The 17,602-nt window shown below is 68.9% G+C and carries 19 protein-coding genes; 11 read left to right on the top strand and 8 right to left on the bottom strand.

Annotation, left to right across the window (positions count from 1 at the left end):
• The first annotated feature begins 69 nt into the window (after positions 1-69).
• On the top strand, positions 70-894 hold the full coding sequence (locus HFL01S_RS00650; RefSeq protein ID WP_066253208.1) for an acyl-CoA thioesterase: 825 nt from the start codon (positions 70-72) through the stop codon (positions 892-894).
• Positions 895-899: 5 nt separating this feature from the next.
• Here HFL01S_RS00650 and HFL01S_RS00645 read toward each other — a convergent pair whose 3' ends face one another.
• A complete protein-coding gene (locus tag HFL01S_RS00645; protein WP_084383000.1) occupies positions 900-3,194 on the bottom strand; it encodes a patatin-like phospholipase family protein in 2,295 nt (764 codons plus the stop codon).
• 145 nt (positions 3,195-3,339) lie between these two features.
• Between HFL01S_RS00645 and HFL01S_RS00640 the strand changes: the two genes are divergently transcribed.
• Positions 3,340-4,104, top strand: coding sequence for an enoyl-CoA hydratase (locus HFL01S_RS00640; RefSeq protein ID WP_066253779.1), 765 nt, complete (start codon positions 3,340-3,342; stop codon positions 4,102-4,104).
• A gap of 36 nt (positions 4,105-4,140) precedes the next feature.
• Here HFL01S_RS00640 and HFL01S_RS25870 read toward each other — a convergent pair whose 3' ends face one another.
• The 3 genes from HFL01S_RS25870 to HFL01S_RS00625 all read right to left on the bottom strand — a co-directional run bounded on the left by HFL01S_RS25870 (position 4,141) and on the right by HFL01S_RS00625 (position 6,683).
• Entirely contained in the window at positions 4,141-5,676 is a 1,536-nt protein-coding gene (locus tag HFL01S_RS25870; protein WP_066253204.1) for a methyl-accepting chemotaxis protein, read from the bottom strand.
• Positions 5,677-5,906: 230 nt separating this feature from the next.
• A complete protein-coding gene (locus HFL01S_RS00630; RefSeq protein ID WP_066253201.1) occupies positions 5,907-6,182 on the bottom strand; it encodes an AraC family ligand binding domain-containing protein in 276 nt (91 codons plus the stop codon).
• 84 nt (positions 6,183-6,266) lie between these two features.
• Positions 6,267-6,683 (bottom strand): BLUF domain-containing protein, encoded by a 417-nt coding sequence (locus tag HFL01S_RS00625; RefSeq protein WP_066253198.1) that lies wholly within the window; start codon positions 6,681-6,683, stop codon positions 6,267-6,269.
• A gap of 137 nt (positions 6,684-6,820) precedes the next feature.
• Between HFL01S_RS00625 and HFL01S_RS00620 the strand changes: the two genes are divergently transcribed.
• The 6 genes from HFL01S_RS00620 (at position 6,821) to HFL01S_RS00595 (ending at position 10,307) form a co-directional block, all read left to right on the top strand.
• Positions 6,821-7,186 (top strand): YciI family protein, encoded by a 366-nt coding sequence (locus tag HFL01S_RS00620; RefSeq protein ID WP_066253195.1) that lies wholly within the window; start codon positions 6,821-6,823, stop codon positions 7,184-7,186.
• A gap of 81 nt (positions 7,187-7,267) precedes the next feature.
• A complete protein-coding gene (locus tag HFL01S_RS00615) occupies positions 7,268-7,711 on the top strand; it encodes an SRPBCC family protein (protein ID WP_066253193.1) in 444 nt (147 codons plus the stop codon).
• 10 nt (positions 7,712-7,721) lie between these two features.
• On the top strand, positions 7,722-8,165 hold the full coding sequence (locus HFL01S_RS00610) for a VOC family protein (RefSeq protein ID WP_218008586.1): 444 nt from the start codon (positions 7,722-7,724) through the stop codon (positions 8,163-8,165).
• Between the two features lie 16 nt (positions 8,166-8,181).
• Positions 8,182-8,610, top strand: a complete 429-nt coding sequence (locus tag HFL01S_RS00605; protein ID WP_066253191.1) for a YciI family protein — start codon at positions 8,182-8,184, stop codon at positions 8,608-8,610.
• Positions 8,611-8,621: 11 nt separating this feature from the next.
• Complete coding sequence (locus HFL01S_RS00600) at positions 8,622-9,032, top strand: VOC family protein (RefSeq protein WP_066253188.1); 411 nt, start codon at positions 8,622-8,624, stop codon at positions 9,030-9,032.
• Positions 9,033-9,041: 9 nt separating this feature from the next.
• Entirely contained in the window at positions 9,042-10,307 is a 1,266-nt protein-coding gene (locus tag HFL01S_RS00595) for an RNA polymerase sigma factor (protein WP_066253186.1), read from the top strand.
• Here the strand turns inward: HFL01S_RS00595 and HFL01S_RS00590 are convergent.
• A complete protein-coding gene (locus HFL01S_RS00590) occupies positions 10,304-10,789 on the bottom strand; it encodes a hypothetical protein (RefSeq protein ID WP_066253183.1) in 486 nt (161 codons plus the stop codon). The two genes, HFL01S_RS00595 and HFL01S_RS00590, sit on opposite strands and share 4 nt — an antisense overlap.
• Positions 10,789-11,181: a DUF6152 family protein gene (locus HFL01S_RS00585; protein WP_066253181.1), complete on the bottom strand. Its 393-nt coding sequence runs from the start codon at positions 11,179-11,181 to the stop codon at positions 10,789-10,791. The genes HFL01S_RS00590 and HFL01S_RS00585 overlap by 1 nt, the downstream gene beginning before the upstream one ends.
• A 167-nt stretch (positions 11,182-11,348) precedes the next feature.
• Between HFL01S_RS00585 and HFL01S_RS00580 the strand changes: the two genes are divergently transcribed.
• Together HFL01S_RS00580 and HFL01S_RS00575 are read left to right on the top strand one after the other, a co-directional pair.
• Positions 11,349-11,930, top strand: coding sequence for a hypothetical protein (locus HFL01S_RS00580; protein ID WP_066253774.1), 582 nt, complete (start codon positions 11,349-11,351; stop codon positions 11,928-11,930).
• Positions 11,931-12,089: 159 nt separating this feature from the next.
• The gene (locus HFL01S_RS00575; protein ID WP_245644708.1) at positions 12,090-13,367 is read left to right on the top strand and encodes a glycerophosphodiester phosphodiesterase family protein; all 1,278 of its coding nucleotides are present in this window, start codon (positions 12,090-12,092) and stop codon (positions 13,365-13,367) included.
• A 13-nt stretch (positions 13,368-13,380) separates the two neighbouring features.
• On the opposite strand, the gene HFL01S_RS00570 is transcribed toward HFL01S_RS00575, so the two are convergent.
• A complete protein-coding gene (locus HFL01S_RS00570) occupies positions 13,381-14,445 on the bottom strand; it encodes a calcium:cation antiporter (RefSeq protein WP_066253178.1) in 1,065 nt (354 codons plus the stop codon).
• A 95-nt stretch (positions 14,446-14,540) separates the two neighbouring features.
• On the bottom strand, positions 14,541-15,794 hold the full coding sequence (locus HFL01S_RS00565) for a D-amino acid dehydrogenase (protein ID WP_066253769.1): 1,254 nt from the start codon (positions 15,792-15,794) through the stop codon (positions 14,541-14,543).
• Positions 15,795-16,005: 211 nt separating this feature from the next.
• Here HFL01S_RS00565 and HFL01S_RS00560 point away from each other — a divergent pair, with 211 nt between their 5' ends.
• On the top strand, positions 16,006-17,547 hold the full coding sequence (locus tag HFL01S_RS00560) for a sigma 54-interacting transcriptional regulator (RefSeq protein ID WP_066253174.1): 1,542 nt from the start codon (positions 16,006-16,008) through the stop codon (positions 17,545-17,547).
• Positions 17,548-17,602 lie beyond the last annotated feature (55 nt).

Here is a 17,602-nt window from a genome sequence, read left to right as displayed (position 1 = left end):
ATGGTGTGTGCTGGTGTGGTCCAGAAAAACGACCGAAAGTCTTCTTCAACGCAACGAGACTATGTGCTCATGAATGCTTCACATGCTTTTGACGATGCCATCGCCCTGAGGCCACAAGGCGACGGTCAGTACGGTGGCGCCACTTCGCCGGCCTACGCCAACATGGTCGGCCCGTTCGGTGGCATCACGGCCGCCACGGCGCTCAACGCCGTGATGTTGCACCCGGCGCTGCTGGGCGAGCCGCTGTCGCTGACGGTGAACTTCTGTGCGGCGCTGGCCGACGGGCCGTTTGCCGTGTCGGCGCAGCCGGTGCGCACCAACCGGTCCGCCCAGCACTGGGTGGTCTCCATCACGCAGACCGGCGCGTCCGGCGAGGCCGAGACCGTGGTCACGGCCTCGGTGGTCACGGCCGCGCGCCGCAGCACCTGGAGCGTGGACGACGAACCCATGCCCGCCGTGCGCAAGCCGGACGAATTGAAGCCCTACACCGTGCCTTCGCCGGTGGAGTGGATCCGGCGCTACGAGATGCGGCCTATCGAGGGCGCGATTCCGCACACCTGGGACGGCAGCGGCAGCGACAGCCGTTCGCGCCTGTGGATGCGCGAAGCGGTGCCGCGCCCGCTGGACCTGTGCGGCCTGGCCGCGCTGGCGGATGTGTTCTTCCCGCGCATCTGGCTGCGCCGCGCCACGCGCGTGCCGGCGGGCACCGTGTCCATGACGGTGTACTTCCACGCCGGCTCTGCGCAGCTGGCCGAGGTCGGCCACGGCTGGGTGCTGGGCCAGGCGCGGGCCCAGGCCTTCCGCAACGGATTCTTCGACCAGACCGCGTTGCTCTGGAGCGAGGCCGGCCACCTGCTGTGCTCCAGCCATCAGGTGGTGTACTACAAGGAATAAAGGGGCTACGGTCTGCCCAGGAAAAGGTAGAGGCCCGTGTACCCCTTGGGCGCACTCACCACGCTCAGGTACAGCGGCCCCATGCCCGTGTCCGCGCCGATGAACAGGCTGGTGCCCCAGCGCAGGCCGTGGATGCTGATGTCGCGCCGGCTGGCCCAGGCGTTGCCGCCTTCCAGCGAACCGCCCGCGAACAGCGCGCGCGCCACGCCCACATTCCAGGGCAGGCGCTGGTAGTAGGTCAGGCGTCCGAACAGCAGGTAGTTGCCCGCGACCTGGCCCACGCGGTAGCCCGAGAGCTGCTGGAACCCGCCCAGCGAGAACTCGTCGATGGCACCCACCGGCACCCGCGTGGCGCGGGCGAAGCGGGCGCCGATGTTCAGCGTGTGCACACCCCAGGAGTGCACCGTGCTGCCGTTCGTCTCCAGCCGGTTGAACGAGACGTCTTCGCCCCCCGAGACCAGGCGCCGCCGGCCCGCCGCCAGCTCGCTCTGGAAGCGGTAGCCCGACGAGGGGAAGTTGGCGTAGTCCAGCTGGTCGGAGATCAGCGCCGCGCGCACGCCCACGTCGCGCCACTTCTGCGTGGCGATGACTTCGCTGTCGTCGATTTCGCGCGAGACCAGCTCGGGCGTGGCCTTGTGCAGGCCCAGCTGAACGCCCAGGCGCAGGTCGCCGTAGCGGCCCAGCAGGCCGATCGGCCAGCCGTAGTCGGCGCCCAGCTTCAGGCCCTGCCGCGTGCCGGTGCCCAGTGCCTGGCCGTCGGCGCCGTAGACCTCCAGGCGCCTGAGGCTGGCGTCCACATACCCCGCGACGAAGCTGTCGTTGGCGCGTCCCAGCGGCTGGTAGAGCTCCGAGAAGGCGGCCAGCGAGGCACCGATCTGCAGCCGGTTGCGCCACTCGGCGCCGCTGTCGTTGAACCAGTGGCGGTTGTGGCCGATCAGCAGGTTGAAGTCGCCACGGCCGTCGAAATCGGTGCGCAGGTCCAGGCCCAGGCGCAGGTAGTTGGGCCCCCAGTCGTTCTCGCGCAGGCCGATGACCAGCGTCTCGTCGGTGTTGTCGCGCACCCGCTCCAGCCGGTAGTCGACGCGGTCGTAGTCGCCGGTGGCCGAGAGCTTCTGCAGGTCGGCCTCGATCTGCGGCACGTTCACCCGCTGGCCGGGCGCGGTGTCCAGCGCCAGCGCCAGCGGCTCGACCCGGCTCTCGGACACGCCCTCGAAGCGCACCGTCTTGATCTGGCCCATGCGTTCGGCGTAGGCCTGCGCGTTCATGCCGCGGCTGGCCTGCCACTGCGCGTAGCCGGCCGCGTCGGTGGAAAAGCGCCCGAGCGCCTCGGACACGCTGCGCGCGTGGTCCAGGCCGATCTTCACCAGCTCGGGGGCCTTCTCGAAATCGGCCGAGGTCAGCTTGCCCAGCGAGGGCTGGATCAGCAGGTCCGCGGGCGTGAGCGTGGCGATGCTGGCCTGCACGTTCTGCTCGGTCAGGATGTTGACCATCTGCGTGGTGATGCCCAGCAGGCTGCCCAGGGTCTCGCGCCCGGCCAGCGGCGTGCCGATGTTGACCGCGATGATCACGTCCGCGCCCATGCGGCGCGCCACGTCCACCGGCAGGTTGTTCACCAGGCCGCCGTCTCCGAGGATCTGGCCGTCCACCTCCAGCGGCGCGAACACGCCGGGTACCGACATGCTGGCGCGCATGGCGGCGGCCAGGTCGCCGTGGTCCAGCACCACGGCCTTGCCGGTCTCCATGTCGGTGGCGACGGCGCGGAACGGGGTGGGCAGGCCGTCGAAGGTGGCCAGCAGGCGCGTGGACAGCGTGTAGCGGCGCAGCAGCAGCTCCAGCGAGCGTGTCGACACCGCGCCCGTGGGCAGGCGGAACTCGCCGTCGCGGAAGCCGATTTCCAGCACCGGCGAGAGCTCGAAATCCTCTTCCTTGCGGCGCTGCGAGAGCAGCTGGCGCGGCACGCGGCGCTCGAACACGTCGCCCCAGTCCACCTTCAGCAGCTCGCGCTCGAGGTCTTCGGCGCTCATGCCGGCGGCGTACAGGCCGCCGATGATCGCGCCCATCGAGGTGCCGACGATCATGTCCACCGGCACCTTCATTTCTTCCAGCACCTTGAGCACGCCCACATGCGTGAGCCCGCGCGCCCCGCCGCCCGAGAGCACCAGGGCGACCTTGGGCTTCTGCGCGGCGGACGAGGTCGCAGCGGGCGCCGGAGCCTGTGCGTTCACCGCGCTGGCCGACAGCAGCAGCCACAGAGCGGCCAGCAGGGCGCGCAGCCAGAGGGTAGGGATCGGTTGGGGCATCGGAGCGCTCACGGACAGCAGGATGCGACCGAGTGTAGAAGCGCGGTGCCAGCGTGTCGCGGATTGGGCAAGCCACCCCACGCCGGACCTCGCTTTCGTGTTAACTTGCCCCGACTTTTTGACCCCTTTGAACGAGCACACCACCATGTCCGACATCCTCGTCCACACCGAAGCCGGCATCACCACGCTGACCTTCAACCGCCCCGACAAGAAGAACTCGATCACCGCCGCCATGTACGGCGCGCTGGCCGACGCAGTCGCCGCCGCGGCCGCCGACCCCGCCGTGCGTGTGGTGGTGTTCCAGGGCAACGAAACCACCTTCAGTGCCGGCAACGACATCGGCGATTTCCTGAACAACCCGCCCGCCACCGAAGACTCGCCGGTGTTCCGCTTCCTGCGCGGCATCGCGCAGTTCCCCAAGCCGCTGCTGGCGGCGGTCTGCGGCCCGGCGGTGGGCATCGGCACCACGCTGCTGTTCCATTGCGACCTGGTGTATGCGGGCGACAACGCCGCCTTCTCCATGCCCTTCGTGAACCTGGGCCTGTGCCCCGAGGCCGCGTCCAGCCTGCTGGTGCCGCAGATGCTGGGCTACCACCGCGCGGCCGAGGCGCTGCTGCTGGGCGAACCCTTCATGGCCGAGGCCGCGCTTGAAGTGGGTCTGGTCAACCGCGTGCTGCCGCCCAGCGAAGTCACCGGCTACGCGCAGTCGGTGGCGCGCAAGCTGGCGGCCAAGCCGCTGGCCTCTCTGGTCGAGACCAAGCGCCTGATGAAGAAGGGCAACGCCGCCCTGGTGATGGCGACCATGGCGGAAGAGGGCGCGAGCTTCGGCCGCATGCTCGGCGAGCCGGCCGCCAAGGAGGCCTTCGGCGCCTTCATGGAACGCCGCAAGCCGGACTTTTCGAAGCTCTGACCGAGGCCTGCGCCGCCCCGCGGGGTGCGCGGCGCCCTAGCGCTGGGCGAGCTTGAACACCGCCACCGCGGCCACCAGCTGCTGCGCCTGCAGCTTCAGTCCTTCGGTGGCGGCGGCGCTCTCTTCCACCAGTGCGGCGTTCTGCTGCGTCGCCCGGTCCATCTGCGCCACCGCTTCGCCCACCTGCGACACGCCCGCGCTCTGTTCCGCGCTGGCCGCGGTGATCTCGCCCATGATGTCGGTCACCCGGCGGATGCTGCCGACGACCTCGGTCATGGTGGCCCCTGCCTTGTCGACCAGCGTGCTGCCTTGCTCCACCCGCTCCACGCTGGCGGTGATCAGGTTCTTGATCTCCTTGGCCGCCTCGGCGCTGCGCTGAGCCAGGTTGCGCACCTCGCCGGCCACCACCGCGAAGCCGCGGCCCTGCTCGCCGGCGCGGGCGGCTTCCACCGCGGCGTTGAGCGCCAGGATGTTGGTCTGGAACGCGATGCCGTCGATCACGCTGATGATGTCGGCGATCTTTTTGCTCGAATCGTTGATGCCCTTCATGGTGTCGACCACCTGGGCGACCACGTCGCCACCCTGAACGGCCACGCTCGACGCTTTCTGCGCGAGCTGGTTCGCCTGCTGGGCGTTGTCGGCGTTCTGTTTGACGGTGGAGCCAAGCTGCTCCATCGATGCCGCGGTTTCTTCGATGGCGCTGGCCTGCTGTTCGGTGCGCTGGCTCAGGTCGTTGTTGCCCTGCGCGATCTGGGTGCTGGCCGTGGCCACGCTGTCGGCGTTGGCCTGCACGCCGCGCACGATGCTGGAGAAGTTGGTCTGCACGCGCGCCATGGCTTCCAGCAGGCGCACCGTCTCGTCGTTGCCAGCCGTGCGAATCTCGGCGGTGAGGTCGCTCTGCGCCAGGCGGTCGGCGACATCCACCGCATGCGCCATCGGCTGCGCCATCCGGCGGGCCACCCAGAGCGCCGCACCCACCATCACGGCGGTGGCCAGCAGCAGAGCCGCGGCGATCGCCAGCTGCACCTGCTGGACGCTGGCCTTGGCCTGCGCGTTCAGCTGCTCGCCGGACTGTCCGATGTGCTCGGACAGTTCCGCCATCTTGTCTTCCAGCTCGGCGAATGCGGTTTGCAGCCCGGGCAGTGCCTCACGCGCCGCGGCCACATCGCTGCCCGATCCCTTGACCACCCGTCCGGCTGCGTCGATGTACTTCATGACCAGCGGGCGCGCCGCGGCTTCGGCCTCCCGGGACGCGGGGCTCAGGGGCAGGCTTTTCAGTTTGTCCAGAGCCGCGACGAACGTCTCCGAGTGGTCCGCCAGACCCTTCTCGGCCTCGGTGAGCCGGGCCTTGTCGTTCTCCAGCGCGCCCAGGTAGGCGAGCTGCGCGTCGCCACGGATGGCGTCGTGCATCATGTCCGCCTCCTGGCTGGCCTGCAGCGCGGTACTCGCCAGCACCGCCTCGTCGATCGATCCGCCCAGCTGGTTCGAGGCGACGAGCCCGATGCCGCCGACCATCGCTGCAAGGGCGGCGCCGGCCAGGCCGAAGCTCAGGATCTGGTTGCGCAGTTTCATGGGGTGCTTCCTTGTGTGGTGGGGCTGGACGTGTCGACACCAGCGCCGTCCTGGGCACGTGATCGCACGGGCCGGACGGGCATGAAATACATCCCTGTGTTTGGGCAGTATCGATGCCGGGCGCGCGGCCCTTGAGGGGAATATCGGCGTGAACCCGGGCCAGTTGCTGGCTTTGCGGGCCATCTGCGTGTTGCGCCGACGTGGTGCTTCGTCCCGGCGGTCGGCCCGAACTAGTTCAGCCGGGCCACCCAGTAGGTCGCACCTTCGGGGCCGTAGCGCTCGGCGTGTGGCACCCCGTACTCCAGGTCGAACATATCGCCCGGCACCAGGTGCCGGGTCTCGCCGCCCACAGTGAGCCACATCTCGCCCTGCACCACCTTGGCCTTCACCGCGAACGGATGTGTGTGTTCCTCCAGCACCGTGTCCGGTGCCCACACCCGTTCCAGCACCTCGTCATAGCCCTCGGCCAGGGCGACGCTCTTGAACGTTTCAAAGGTCTTGGGCATGGCGATCTCCTGTGCATGCAAAACGGAATTGCACCATGGGAGGGTAGGCCTTGCCCGGGTATGGGCTTGTGTGCCCCCAGGGGCTCAGAGGAAGTCGTCGCGCAGCGTCAGCAGCAGCTTTTTGCCGGTCGAGTCGCTGGGTGCATGGCGCGGGCCCTGGGCCAGCAGGTCCTGGTAGCCCGGCTTCTCGCGCAGCGCCAGTTCGTCGGGCGCCACGAAGGCCATGCCCCAGTCGGAGAAGCCGCGCTCGCGGATCGGGCCGTCCCAGATCTTGCGCAGCTGCTGGTGCCGCGGGTCGCCGGCGATGCGCTCGTAGAGCGCCTGCACCGCCGCCTGCTCACCTTCGAGCAACTGCATGAACTCGCGCCGGTGGTAGATCATCATGCCGGTGATGCCCTGCGAGGCGTTGTGGGCGCGGGCCTTGTCGAGCAGCTGCGCGAGTTCCTCGGGCGGCAGGTCGCGCGAGGCCAGGCTGGTGTAGATGATTTCGTAGAGCGCCATGGCAGATCCGGGAGGTTGTGTCCATCCTAGCCCTGTGGTTTTCGGGCGAACGCCAGAACTGGCGGGTCAACACAGCGCTTTTCCGCCAGCAGGCCCCTGTGTAGCATGCGCAGCCTGTCCTCCCGCGAAAGCCCCCGATGTCCTACATGCTCCTGATCCACGAACCCGTCGGCCAGCGCGCCACCCGCACCGAGGCCGAGGGTCGCGCAGCCTACGCGGCGATGGTCGCGTTCGGCGAGCGGCTGGCCGCCCAGGGCCAGCTCAAGGCGGTGGAGTCGCTGGCGGGGCTGGACGGTGCGGTGCGCGTGAGCCACGCCAGCGGGCAGGCCCAGACCGTGGACGGTCCGTTCGCCGAGGCCAAGGAAATGATCGGCGGCTTCTTCCTTTTGCAGAACGTGACGCGCGAGCAGGCCATCGCGCTGGCCCACGAATGCCCGGCCGCGCAGTGGTGCACGGTGGAGGTGCGGGCGCTGGCGCCCTGTTTCGACGAGAGTCGCGCCTGATCCGGGTAATCCCGTAGATCGCGCCTGTCGAATTCGCGCAGGCTGCTTCGTCGTGAGGTTGACGCCACGAAGGAGCCCGCCATGCCCACCCTGCAGTTCGACATCCACATCGCCGCGCCGCGCGAACGCGTCTGGCGCACCACGCTGTATGCACCCACCTACGAACGCTGGACCGCAACGTTCAGCGAAGGCTCGCGCTATGAGGGCAGCTGGGAAGCCGGCACTCCCATCCGCTTCCTGGGGCCCAATGGCGATGGCATGGTGGCCGAGATCGCCGAACACCGGCCGGCCGAGTTCGTCTCGATCCGCCACCTCGGCATGATCCAGAACGGGGTGGAGGACACCACCAGCGAGGCGGTGCGCGCCTGGGCACCGTGTTTCGAGAACTACAGCTTTGCCGACGAGGCCGGCGGCACCCGCCTGCGCGTCGACTGCGATGTGTTCGGCACTTACGAGGACTGGATGAACCAGACCTGGCCCAAGGCCTTGCAAGCGCTCAAGGAACTCTGTGAAACCCCCAGCTGAGGAGACACCCATGACCACCACCGCCACCGTCCCCATGTGCGCCGTCGTGCACTTTGAAATGCCCTACAAGGACCGCGAGCGCGCTGCGCGCTTCTACGCCGCCGCCTTCGGCTGGACCCGCCAGTTCCTCGGCCCCCAGATGGGCGACTACATGCTCGTCAACACCGCACCGGCCGGCGCCCGCCCGCCCATGCCACCCGAGGCCGCGCTGGCCTCGATCAACGGCGGCCTGTTCCCCTTCAACGCCGACTGGCCGATGCAGCACCCCTCGGTGGTGATCGGCGTGCCCGACATCCGCGCCGCGATGCAGCGGGTGCGCGACGCGGGCGGCGAGGTCATCGGCGAGCCGATGGCGATTCCCGGCGTGGGCGAGTACGTGGTGTTCCGCGACACCGAGGGCAACCACAACAGCATGATGCAACCGGACATGCAACCCCCCGCTTGCAAAACCTGACCACTGGAGACCCGCCATGCGATTCATGATCATCGTCAAATCCTGCCCCGAGTTCGAGGCCGAGCTCATGCCCGAGGCGCCCGAAGAACTCATGGCCGAGATGGCCGCCTACCACGAGGAACTGGCGCGCGCGGGCGTGCTGCTCGACGGCAGCGGCCTGCACCCCAGCCGCACCGGCTGGCGCATCCACTACGACGAGGCCGGCGGCCGCAAAGTGATCGACGGTCCGTTTGCCGAAGCCAAGGAGCTGATCGCCGGCTACACCCTGATCCAGGTGCGCTCGCGCGAAGAGGCGATGGAGTGGAGCCGCCGCTTTCCGAACCCTGCCGGCAAGGGCAAGCCCGCCGTGATCGAGCTGCGCCAGCTGATCGAGCTTGACGAGTTCCCGCCCAGCGCCGCGCTGGACCAGATGAAAGCCATCGACGGCATCGCCCCACAACCCTGAAGGAGAAACCCATGTTCCGCCAGATCTTCGTCAACCTGCCCATCCAGGACATGGCCCGCTCGCAGGCCTTCTTCAAGTCACTGGGTCTCTCGTTCAACCCGCGCTTCACCAACGAGCAGGGCGCCTGCCTGGAGATCGGCGAGAACTTCTACGCCATGCTGCTGGTCAAGCCCTTCTTCCAGGGCTTCGTCCAGAAGCCCATCAGCGACGCGCACCAGAGCACCGAGGTCATCCTGGCCCTGTCGGTGGACAGCCGCGCCGAGGTGGAGGAGGTGGTGCGCAAAGCCGTGGCCGCCGGCGCGACCCGAATACCGGAGCCCAAGGACTACGGCTTCATGTTTCAGGACGGCTTCGCCGACCTCGACGGCCACCAGTGGGAAGTGTTCTGGATGGACGAATCTGCTGCGCCCGCGCAGATGTAATCTGCGCGCGTGCACAGCCCCGTCCACGACACCATCGCCACCGTCTGGCGCCTTGAATCCGCCCGCATCGTGGCGGCGGTGGCGCGGCGCGTGCGCGATGTGGGCGTGGCCGAAGAGCTGGCGCAGGACGCACTGGTGGCCGCGCTGGAACGCTGGCCGATGGACGGCCTGCCCGACAAGCCCGCGGCCTGGCTGATGACCACCGCCCTGAACCGCGCGCTCGACCACCTGCGCCACCGCCAGATGGCCGACGCCCGGCACGGCGACATCGCCGCCGACCTTGAAGCGATGGAGGCCCATGTGGTGCCCGACTTCAGCGACAGCCTCGACCGCCAGCGCGAAGACGCCGTGCTGGGCGACGACCTGCTGCGGCTGATGTTCACCGCCTGCCACCCGGTGCTGCCGCCCGAATCACGCGTGGCGCTCACGCTCAAGCTGCTGGGCGGTCTCTCCACCGGCGAGATCGCCCGCGCCTACCTGGTGCCCGAGGCCACGCTGGCGCAGCGCCTGGTGCGCGCCAAGCGAACCCTGGCCGACGCGCAGGTGCCGTTCGAACTGCCGCCGCCCGAGCAGCTGGGCGAGCGTCTGGGCTCCGTGCTCGAAGTGGTCTACCTGGTCTTCAACGAGGGCTACACCGCCACCAGCGGCAGCGACTGGATGCGCCCCGCGCTGTGCGACGAGGCCCTGCGCCTGGGCCGCATGCTGGCCGGGCTGGCGCCGCAGGAGGCGGAGGTGCACGGCCTGCTGGCGCTGATGGAGATCCAGGCCTCGCGCACCGCGGCGCGCACCGACCGCGACGGCCACCCCATCCTGCTGGCCGACCAGGACCGCCGCCGCTGGGACCGGCTGCTGATCCGCCGCGGCCTGGCCGCGATCGACCGTGCGCAGGCGTTGGGCCAGCCCGTCGGTCGCTACCGCCTGCAGGCCCAGATCGCCGCCTGCCACGCGCGCGCGCCGCGCGCCGACGACACCGACTGGCCGCAGATCGCCGCGCTGTATGCCGAGCTGATGCGGGTCGCGCCCTCGCCGGTGGTCGAGCTCAACCGTGCGGTCGCGGTGGGCATGGCCGAGGGTCCGGCCGCAGGGCTGGCCATCGTCGAGACCCTGCTGCAGAACAAGGCGCTGGCGCGCTACCACTGGCTGCCCGCGGTGCAGGGCGACCTGCTGGAGAAGCTCGGGCGGCGCGACGAGGCGAGAGCCGCATTCCTGCAAGCGGCTGCATCCGCCGGCAATGAGCGCGAACAGGCCTTGCTGCGGGCGCGCGCCGGGGCCTAGCGGTAGCCGATCAGCCGCCCGGCGGTGATCACTCCCAGCCACAGCAGCACCGACAGCGCGGCGTGCCAGCGCCAGCCCGGGCGGGGCGGCACGCCGACCGCGGCGCCCAGCCGCCGCCAGTACGGATCGAAGCGCAGCCACAGCGCGTTGAGCACCGCCGCGGCGAGCAGCACCAGCTTGATGCCGAACAGTGACTCGACCACATAGTCGAGCGGGCGCGTGGCGAAGAGCAGGGCGCCGGTGGCCAGCGCCAGCAACAGCCCGGCAACGGCCGTGGGCACCAGGACCGCCGCGAGCGGCTCCAGCGGCACGGACCGGAACGCTCCGATCAGCCGCAGGTCCAGCGGCACGATGGCGCCGAACAGCAGGGCGATGCCCAGCACGTGCCCGGTGTTCACCAGCGGGTAGAGCCAGACCGAAGCGCGCAGCACCTCCGACAGGCCTGTGGCCTGCAGCGCGGCGGCCAGGGACTCCAGCGGCATCAGTTGCGGTCGGGGTAGAGGTCGTAGGTCTTGCCGTCGATCACCAGGCGCTCGGCCTTGAAGACTTTCTTTTTCGGGTCGCTGTGCTTGTGGCCCGAGGCGGTCAGCTTCACGCCCTTGACCAGCATCGCGTCCTTGAGCCCGGCGCGTTCGTTGCGCCAGGGCTGGCCGACCTCGACGATCCAGTTCGCCCCATTCACCGCCATCGTCAGCTCGCCGTGCGGGTTGCCGAGCTTGGCCGCGACGATGGTGCCGGCGAGTTCGGAATTCACGTCTTCGGCCCAGACCCAGCCGTGGTGGGCGGCGGCGGGAAGGGCCAGCGTCAGGGCCAGGGCTGCGGCGGCCAGATGCAGGAAGACGCGCGGGACGAAGGACGTGGAGGGGGATGACATTGGCGACCTCGTTGGACGGGATAGGGGCTGCTGGATGTGGGCAGTGTGCGGCCGTCCCTGAGAGGGCGCAATGCTTGACCCTGTGCGGGTTGGGCTGTTTGATGGGCGTATGGGATGCGATCTGCTCCTGTATAGAGTTCCGACCGAATACCATCGGGTCCAAAGTCATGCATCTTGGATCCCGCCCGTCGATTCGCCGCATTGCGCTCCTGCTCTTTTTGGTGGTGCCTGCTGCAGCATGGGTCATCGTCAAGCCCGTGCGCGTCGTCGCACCAACGCTCGTCGGTGTCACGTGTCTCTCCGCATCGGTCTGTGTGGATGATCCATCTGCGTTCGGGACCGCGGAGCAGCTCTATGCAGAAGCCCTGGCCTTCGTCGCCGCCGAAATTGCGCCGCTGGCGGGTACGCCCAGGGTCATTTTTTGCTCATCCTCGGCATGCGCCGATTCGTTCGGTCTGGGTGCGCGCTCCGCCGTCACGATTGGAACCATCGGTACGGTCATTGGACCGAAGGCCTGGAAACCGCACTACGTCCGCCACGAACTGATCCATCAGCTCCAGGGCCAACGGCTGGGTGTGATCGCGCTTCTTTTCAAGCCCTCCTGGTTTGTCGAGGGCATGGCCTACTCGTTGAGCCAGGATCCCAGGCAGCCGCTGAATGAACCGTGGGAAGACCTCCGCCGTCGCTTTGCCTCTTGGTACCAGGTCGTCGGCAAAGCCAACTTCTGGCGAGAGGCGGGCATGCTGTGACGGCGCGCAACCCACCCTGCACGGCGACCCTACGCCGACACCAGCCCACCCCGTCACACCCGCGTCACACCCCCTCCCGATGATCCGCCGGTCGGGCGTCCGTTGATGGCGCACCGCTCCACCACCGATCATTCGTTTCACCCACCGGAGGGAATCCCCATGTCGTTTTTTCCCCGTTTCCTGGGTCTGGCCTTGCTGGGCCTGACCGCCTCGATGGCGCTGGCCCAGTCGCCGTCCGCCACCCATCGCCACGGGGCCCACGGCAGCGCCGAGCGCCCGTCGCATGTACAGCTCGGCCCGCGCCCGTTCTTCCTGGTCGACGACATGGCCGACGGTCCGCTCAAGCGCGATCTGCAGCGCTGCGCCAAGCGCGGTGACTTCACCCCGCGCAACTTCTCCATCGGCCACCGCGGCGCCGCCATGCAGTTCCCGGAGCACACGCTGGAGTCGTACACGGCGGCCGCGCGCATGGGCGCCGGCATCGTGGAATGCGACGTCACGTTCACCAAGGACAAGGCGCTGGTCTGCCGCCACGCGCAGAACGACCTGCACACGACCACCAACATCCTGGTCACGCCACTGGCGGCCAAATGCACCCAGCCTTTCGTGCCCGCCGTGCTCGACGCCGACGGCAAGGTGGTGACACCGGCCAAGGCCGAGTGCCGCACCAGCGACATCACCCTAGCCGAGTTCAAGACCCTGCGCGGCAAGATGGACGCCTTCAATCCGGCGGCCCGCACGCCCGCTCAGTACCTGGGCGGCACCGCGAACTGGCGCACCGACCTCTACGCCGGCCCCACCAGCGGCACGCTGCTGACGCACGCCGAGTCGATCGAGCTGTTCAAGCGGCTGGGCGTGAAGATGACGCCCGAGCTCAAGAGCCCGAGCGTGGCGATGCCCTTCGACGGTTTCACCCAGCAGGCCTACGCGCAGAAGATGATCGACGAGTACAAGGCCGCGAAGGTGCCGCCAAGCGACGTGTTCCCGCAGTCCTTTGACATCGGTGACGTGCTGTACTGGGTGAACAACGAAGCGGACTTCGGCAAGCAGGCGGTCTACCTGGACGACGCCAACTCAGTGGCCGACCTGCCCGACCTCAAGACCTTGTCGGGCTACAAGTCCCAGGGCATCAACCTCTGGGCGCCGCCCACCTTCGCGCTGCTGGCGGCCGAGGGTGGAAAGATCGTGCCCTCGCAGGCTGCGAAGGACGCCAAGGCCGCAGGTCTGGGCCTGATCACCTGGACGCTGGAGCGCTCGGGCGTGCTGGCCGACGGCGACAACGGCTGGTACTACCAGACCTTCGACAGCGCGGTGAAAACCGAGGGCGACATGCTGCAGGCGCTGCACGTGCTGGCCAAGGACGTGGGCGTGATGGGGGTGTTCTCCGACTGGCCCGCCACCACCACCTTCTATGCGAACTGCATGAACCTGCCCTGAGGCGCAGCGCGCCTCAGGGCACGAAGGTCAGGAACAGGAAGGCCGCGAACACCACCAGGTGGATCGCGCCCTGCATGAGGTTGGTCCGGCCCGAGCCCAGGGTGATGGCGCCGACGATGAAGGTCAGCGCCAGCAGGGCCATGTCCTTGGGCGCCACGCCCAGGGTCAGCGGCAGCTCCAGCCAGACCGCCGCCATCACCACGACCGGGATGGTCAGGCCGATGGAGGCCAGCGCCGAACCGATGGCTAGGTTCATGCTGGTCTGCAGTCGGTCGGCGCGCGCGGCGCGGATGGCGGCCCATGTCTCGGGCGCCAGCACGACGATGGCGATCAGCGTGCCGACCACGGCAATAGGCGCCTGCCAGTGGTTGACCAGGCGCTCCAGCGAGGGCGAGAGAAGCTTGGCCAGGCCGACCACGGTCACCAGTGCCACCAGCAGCAGCACAAAGCTGGTCAGCGCCTCGCGCGTGCCCGGTGGCGGCGCGTGCACCGACTCGTCCTCAGCGCCCACCGCGGGCAGGAAGTAGTCGCGGTGGCGCACGGTCTGGATGAACACGAACACCAGCCACAGCACCAGCGAGCCGGCCGCCACGAACATCAGCTGCGACGCGGTGTAGCTGCCACCCGGGGCGCTGGTGGTCAGCGAGGGCAGCACCAGCACGAGGATCGACATCACCACGAGCGCGGCCAGGCCCGAGCCCGTGCCCTCGATGCGGAACAGCTGCTCGCGGTGGTGCAGGCCTCCCACCAGCAGGCAGATGCCGACCACGCCGTTGCAGATGATCATCACCGCCGAGTAGATGGTGTCGCGCGGCACGGTGGCGGCGTTCTCGCCGCCGGCCAGCATCATCGAGAGCACCAGGGCCACCTCGATCACCGTGACGGCCAGGGCCAGCACCAGCGTGCCGAAGGGTTCGCCCACCTTGTGCGCGATCACCTCGGCGTGGTGCACGGCGCTGATGACGGCCACCACCAGGGCCGGCACGCTGGCCAGCAGCAGGAGGGTGCCCATGGGCAGCACAAGGCCGGCGCCGAGCACGGCCGCCGAGAGCAGGGGGAGGATGTGGAAGCCTTTCATCCGCCAATTTTCCTCTGCGAATGTCGTTGTGCAGGCTTCACGACATCAATGCCCGGCGACCCGCCGGGGCATGCGCTTGCTCGCGCTTCCGCGCGTCAGCGGTAGCGCGCGACGGTCAGGCCTTCCATGCTGATCTCGGGCGTGCGGCCGGCGATCAGGTCGGCCATCACGCGTCCGGTGCCGGTCGCCATCGTCCAGCCCAGCGTGCCGTGGCCGGTGGACAGCAGCAGGTTGTCGTACTGGCAGGCACCGACGATGGGCGTGCCGTCCGGCGTCATGGGGCGCAGGCCGGTCCAGAACTCGGCCTTGGCCACGTCGCCGCCCTTGGGGAACAGGTCGGTGACCACGAACTCCAGCGTCTTGCGCCGGCTCTGATTGAGTTCCAGGTCGAAGCCCGAGAGCTGCGCCGTGCCGCCGACGCGGATGCGGTCGCCCAGGCGCGTGACGGCGACCTTGTGGGTCTCGTCCATGATGGTCGACTCGGGTGCCTTGGTCGCGTTGGTGATGGGAACGGTGATCGAGAAACCCTTGACCGGGTAGACCGGGATGTGAATGCCCAGCGGTGCGAGCATGGCGGTGGAGTAGCTGCCCAGCGCCAGCACGTAGCGGTCGGCAGTCTTGAGGCCTTCGCTGGTGCGCACGCCGGTGATCTGGTTGCCGTTGCGCTCCAGCGCGTCGATGCTCACGCCGAAGCGGAACTTCACGCCCAGCGCCTTGGCCTTCTCGGCCAGCGCGTTGGTGAACTTGAAGCAGTCGCCGGTCTCATCGCCGGGCAGGCGCAGCGCGCCCACGAATTTCTTCTGCACGTCGGCCAGCGCGGGCTCGTACTTCAGGTAGCCGGCGCGGTCGAGCACCTGGTAGGGCACGCCGTATTCCTTGAGGATCTCGATGTCCTTGGCCGTGCCGTCCAGTTGCTTCTGGGTGCGGAACAGCTGCAGCGTGCCCTGCTCGCGGTGGTCGTACTGGATGCCGATGTCGGTGCGCAGTTCTTTCAGGCAGTCGCGGCTGTACTCGGCCAGCCGCACCATGCGGCCCTTGTTGACCTGGTAGCGCGCCTCGGTGCAGTTGCGCAGCATGGACGCGCCCCAGCGCCACATGGCCGGGTCGAGCATGGGCTTGATGACCAGCGGGCTGTGGTGCATCAGCAGCCACTTGATGGCCTTGACCGGCACGCCCGGGCCGGCCCAGGGTGCCGAGTAGCCGGGCGAGACCTCGCCCGCGTTGGCGTAGCTGGTCTCCAGCGCCGGGCCGGGCTGGCGCTCGATCACCTCGACCTCGTGGCCGTCGCGCGCCAGGTAATACGCGATGGTGGTGCCGATGACACCGCTGCCCAGAACCAGTACCCGCATGTTGTTCTCCGACGTGGCCCGCGGCGCGATGGCGCCGCTGGTGGCCCGATGCGGTGTGGTTTGCAAGCGCCGTGCCATCGGACACGTGATCGCAAGTGCTTGATCTGCAAAGAAAAGTAACCGTGGCCTTGCCTGGTTGGAGTGAAATCGTTACGGAAGTCGGATGCAATTGGACTGAAATCAATACAATGGATCATAATCGATACACATCATGCGCATCGACGTTCACTTCACCGACCGGGTCGGCATCGCCCAGGAAATCCTCGCCGCGCTCGCCAGCCGCGCGCTCAACGTCTCGGCGGTCGAGGTCGAGCCGCCCCATATCTATATAGAAGCGCCCACGCTCGGCGCCGACGACCTGGCCGCGCTGCGCGAGCCGTTGCTGCGGGTGGCGGGCGTGCTCTCGGTGGCCGAGCTGGAGATGCTGCCCGGCGCCCGGCGGCGGCTCTACCTGGACGCGCTCATGACCTCGCTCACCGACCCGGTGCTCGCGGTCGACGGGCGCGGCGTGGTGGTGCTGGCGAACGCGGCCGCGGTGGCCGTGTGCGGCATGCCCGAGGCCGAGCTGGCCGGCCGCTCGCTGCGCGAACTCACGGGCGATGCCGCGCTGGTGGACGCGCTGGTGGCGCAGGGCGCACGGCTGCCCGTGAGCGAGGTGCAGGTGGGCGGGCAGCGCTTCCTGATGGAAACCGTGGCGCTGCACGACGCGGGCGGCAGCGTGGCCGGTGCGGTGCTCACGCTGCACGCGCCGCAGCGCCTGGGCGAGCGCATCAGCGCGCTGCAGAACCACGGCGCGGGCGGTTTCGAGGCCATCCTCGGCCAGTCGGCGGCGATCCGCGCGCTCAAGCAGCGCGCCGCGCGCATGGCGCAGGTGGATGCGCCGCTGCTGATCCGCGGCGAAACCGGCACCGGCAAGGAACTGGTGGCCCAGGCCTGCCACGCCGGCAGCCCGCGCCGCGACCAGCCGTTCTTCGCGCTCAACTGCGCGGCCCTGCCCGAGAGCCTGGCCGAGAGCGAGCTGTTCGGCTACGCCAGCGGCGCCTTCACCGGCGCGCTGCGCGGTGGCCGGCCGGGCCTGCTGGAACTGACCGACGGCGGCACGCTGTTCCTCGACGAGGTGGGCGAGATGTCGCCTTACCTGCAGGCCAAGCTGCTGCGCTTCCTCAACGACGGCAGCTTCCGCCGCGTCGGCGGCGAGCGCGACCTCAAAGTGAATGTGCGCATCATCAGCGCCACCCACCGCGCGCTGGAGGACATGGTGGCCAGCGGCGCGTTCCGCCAGGACCTGCTGTTCCGGCTGGACGTGCTGCAGCTGAACCTGCCGCCGCTGCGCGAGCGCACCGAAGACATCCTGCCGCTGGCCCAAGTCTTCCTCGAACGCGCCTGCGCGCAGATCGGTCGGCCCAAGGCACGGCTCAGCCGTGCGGCCGGCGAGGCTCTGATGGCCAACCCCTGGAACGGCAACGTGCGGCAGCTGCAGAACGTGGTGTTCCGCGCGGTCACGCTCAGCGACGCGGCGGTGATCGACGTGCCGGCGCTGGAGCTGGCCGGGGCCGACGTGAGCGCGGTGTCGATGGCCGCTGCGCAGCCGGAGGTGACGACGCTGGAAGACGCGGTCGCCGGTTTCGAGCGCGAGCTGCTGCAGCGCCTGCTGCCCGACCACCCGAGCACACGCAAGCTGGCCGAGCGGCTGGGCACCTCGCACTCGGCCATCGCTGCGCGCTTGCGGCGTTACGGCCTCAAGGCGTCCTGAGCAGGCAAAAAAAACCCCGGCGGAGGGCCGGGGCAAGCGAGGAGTTCTCGTGGAA

This window comes from Hydrogenophaga flava NBRC 102514 (genome assembly GCF_001571145.1).
Lineage (GTDB): Bacteria > Pseudomonadota > Gammaproteobacteria > Burkholderiales > Burkholderiaceae_C > Hydrogenophaga > Hydrogenophaga flava.
This window is presented reverse-complemented; position numbering and strand designations above follow the sequence as displayed.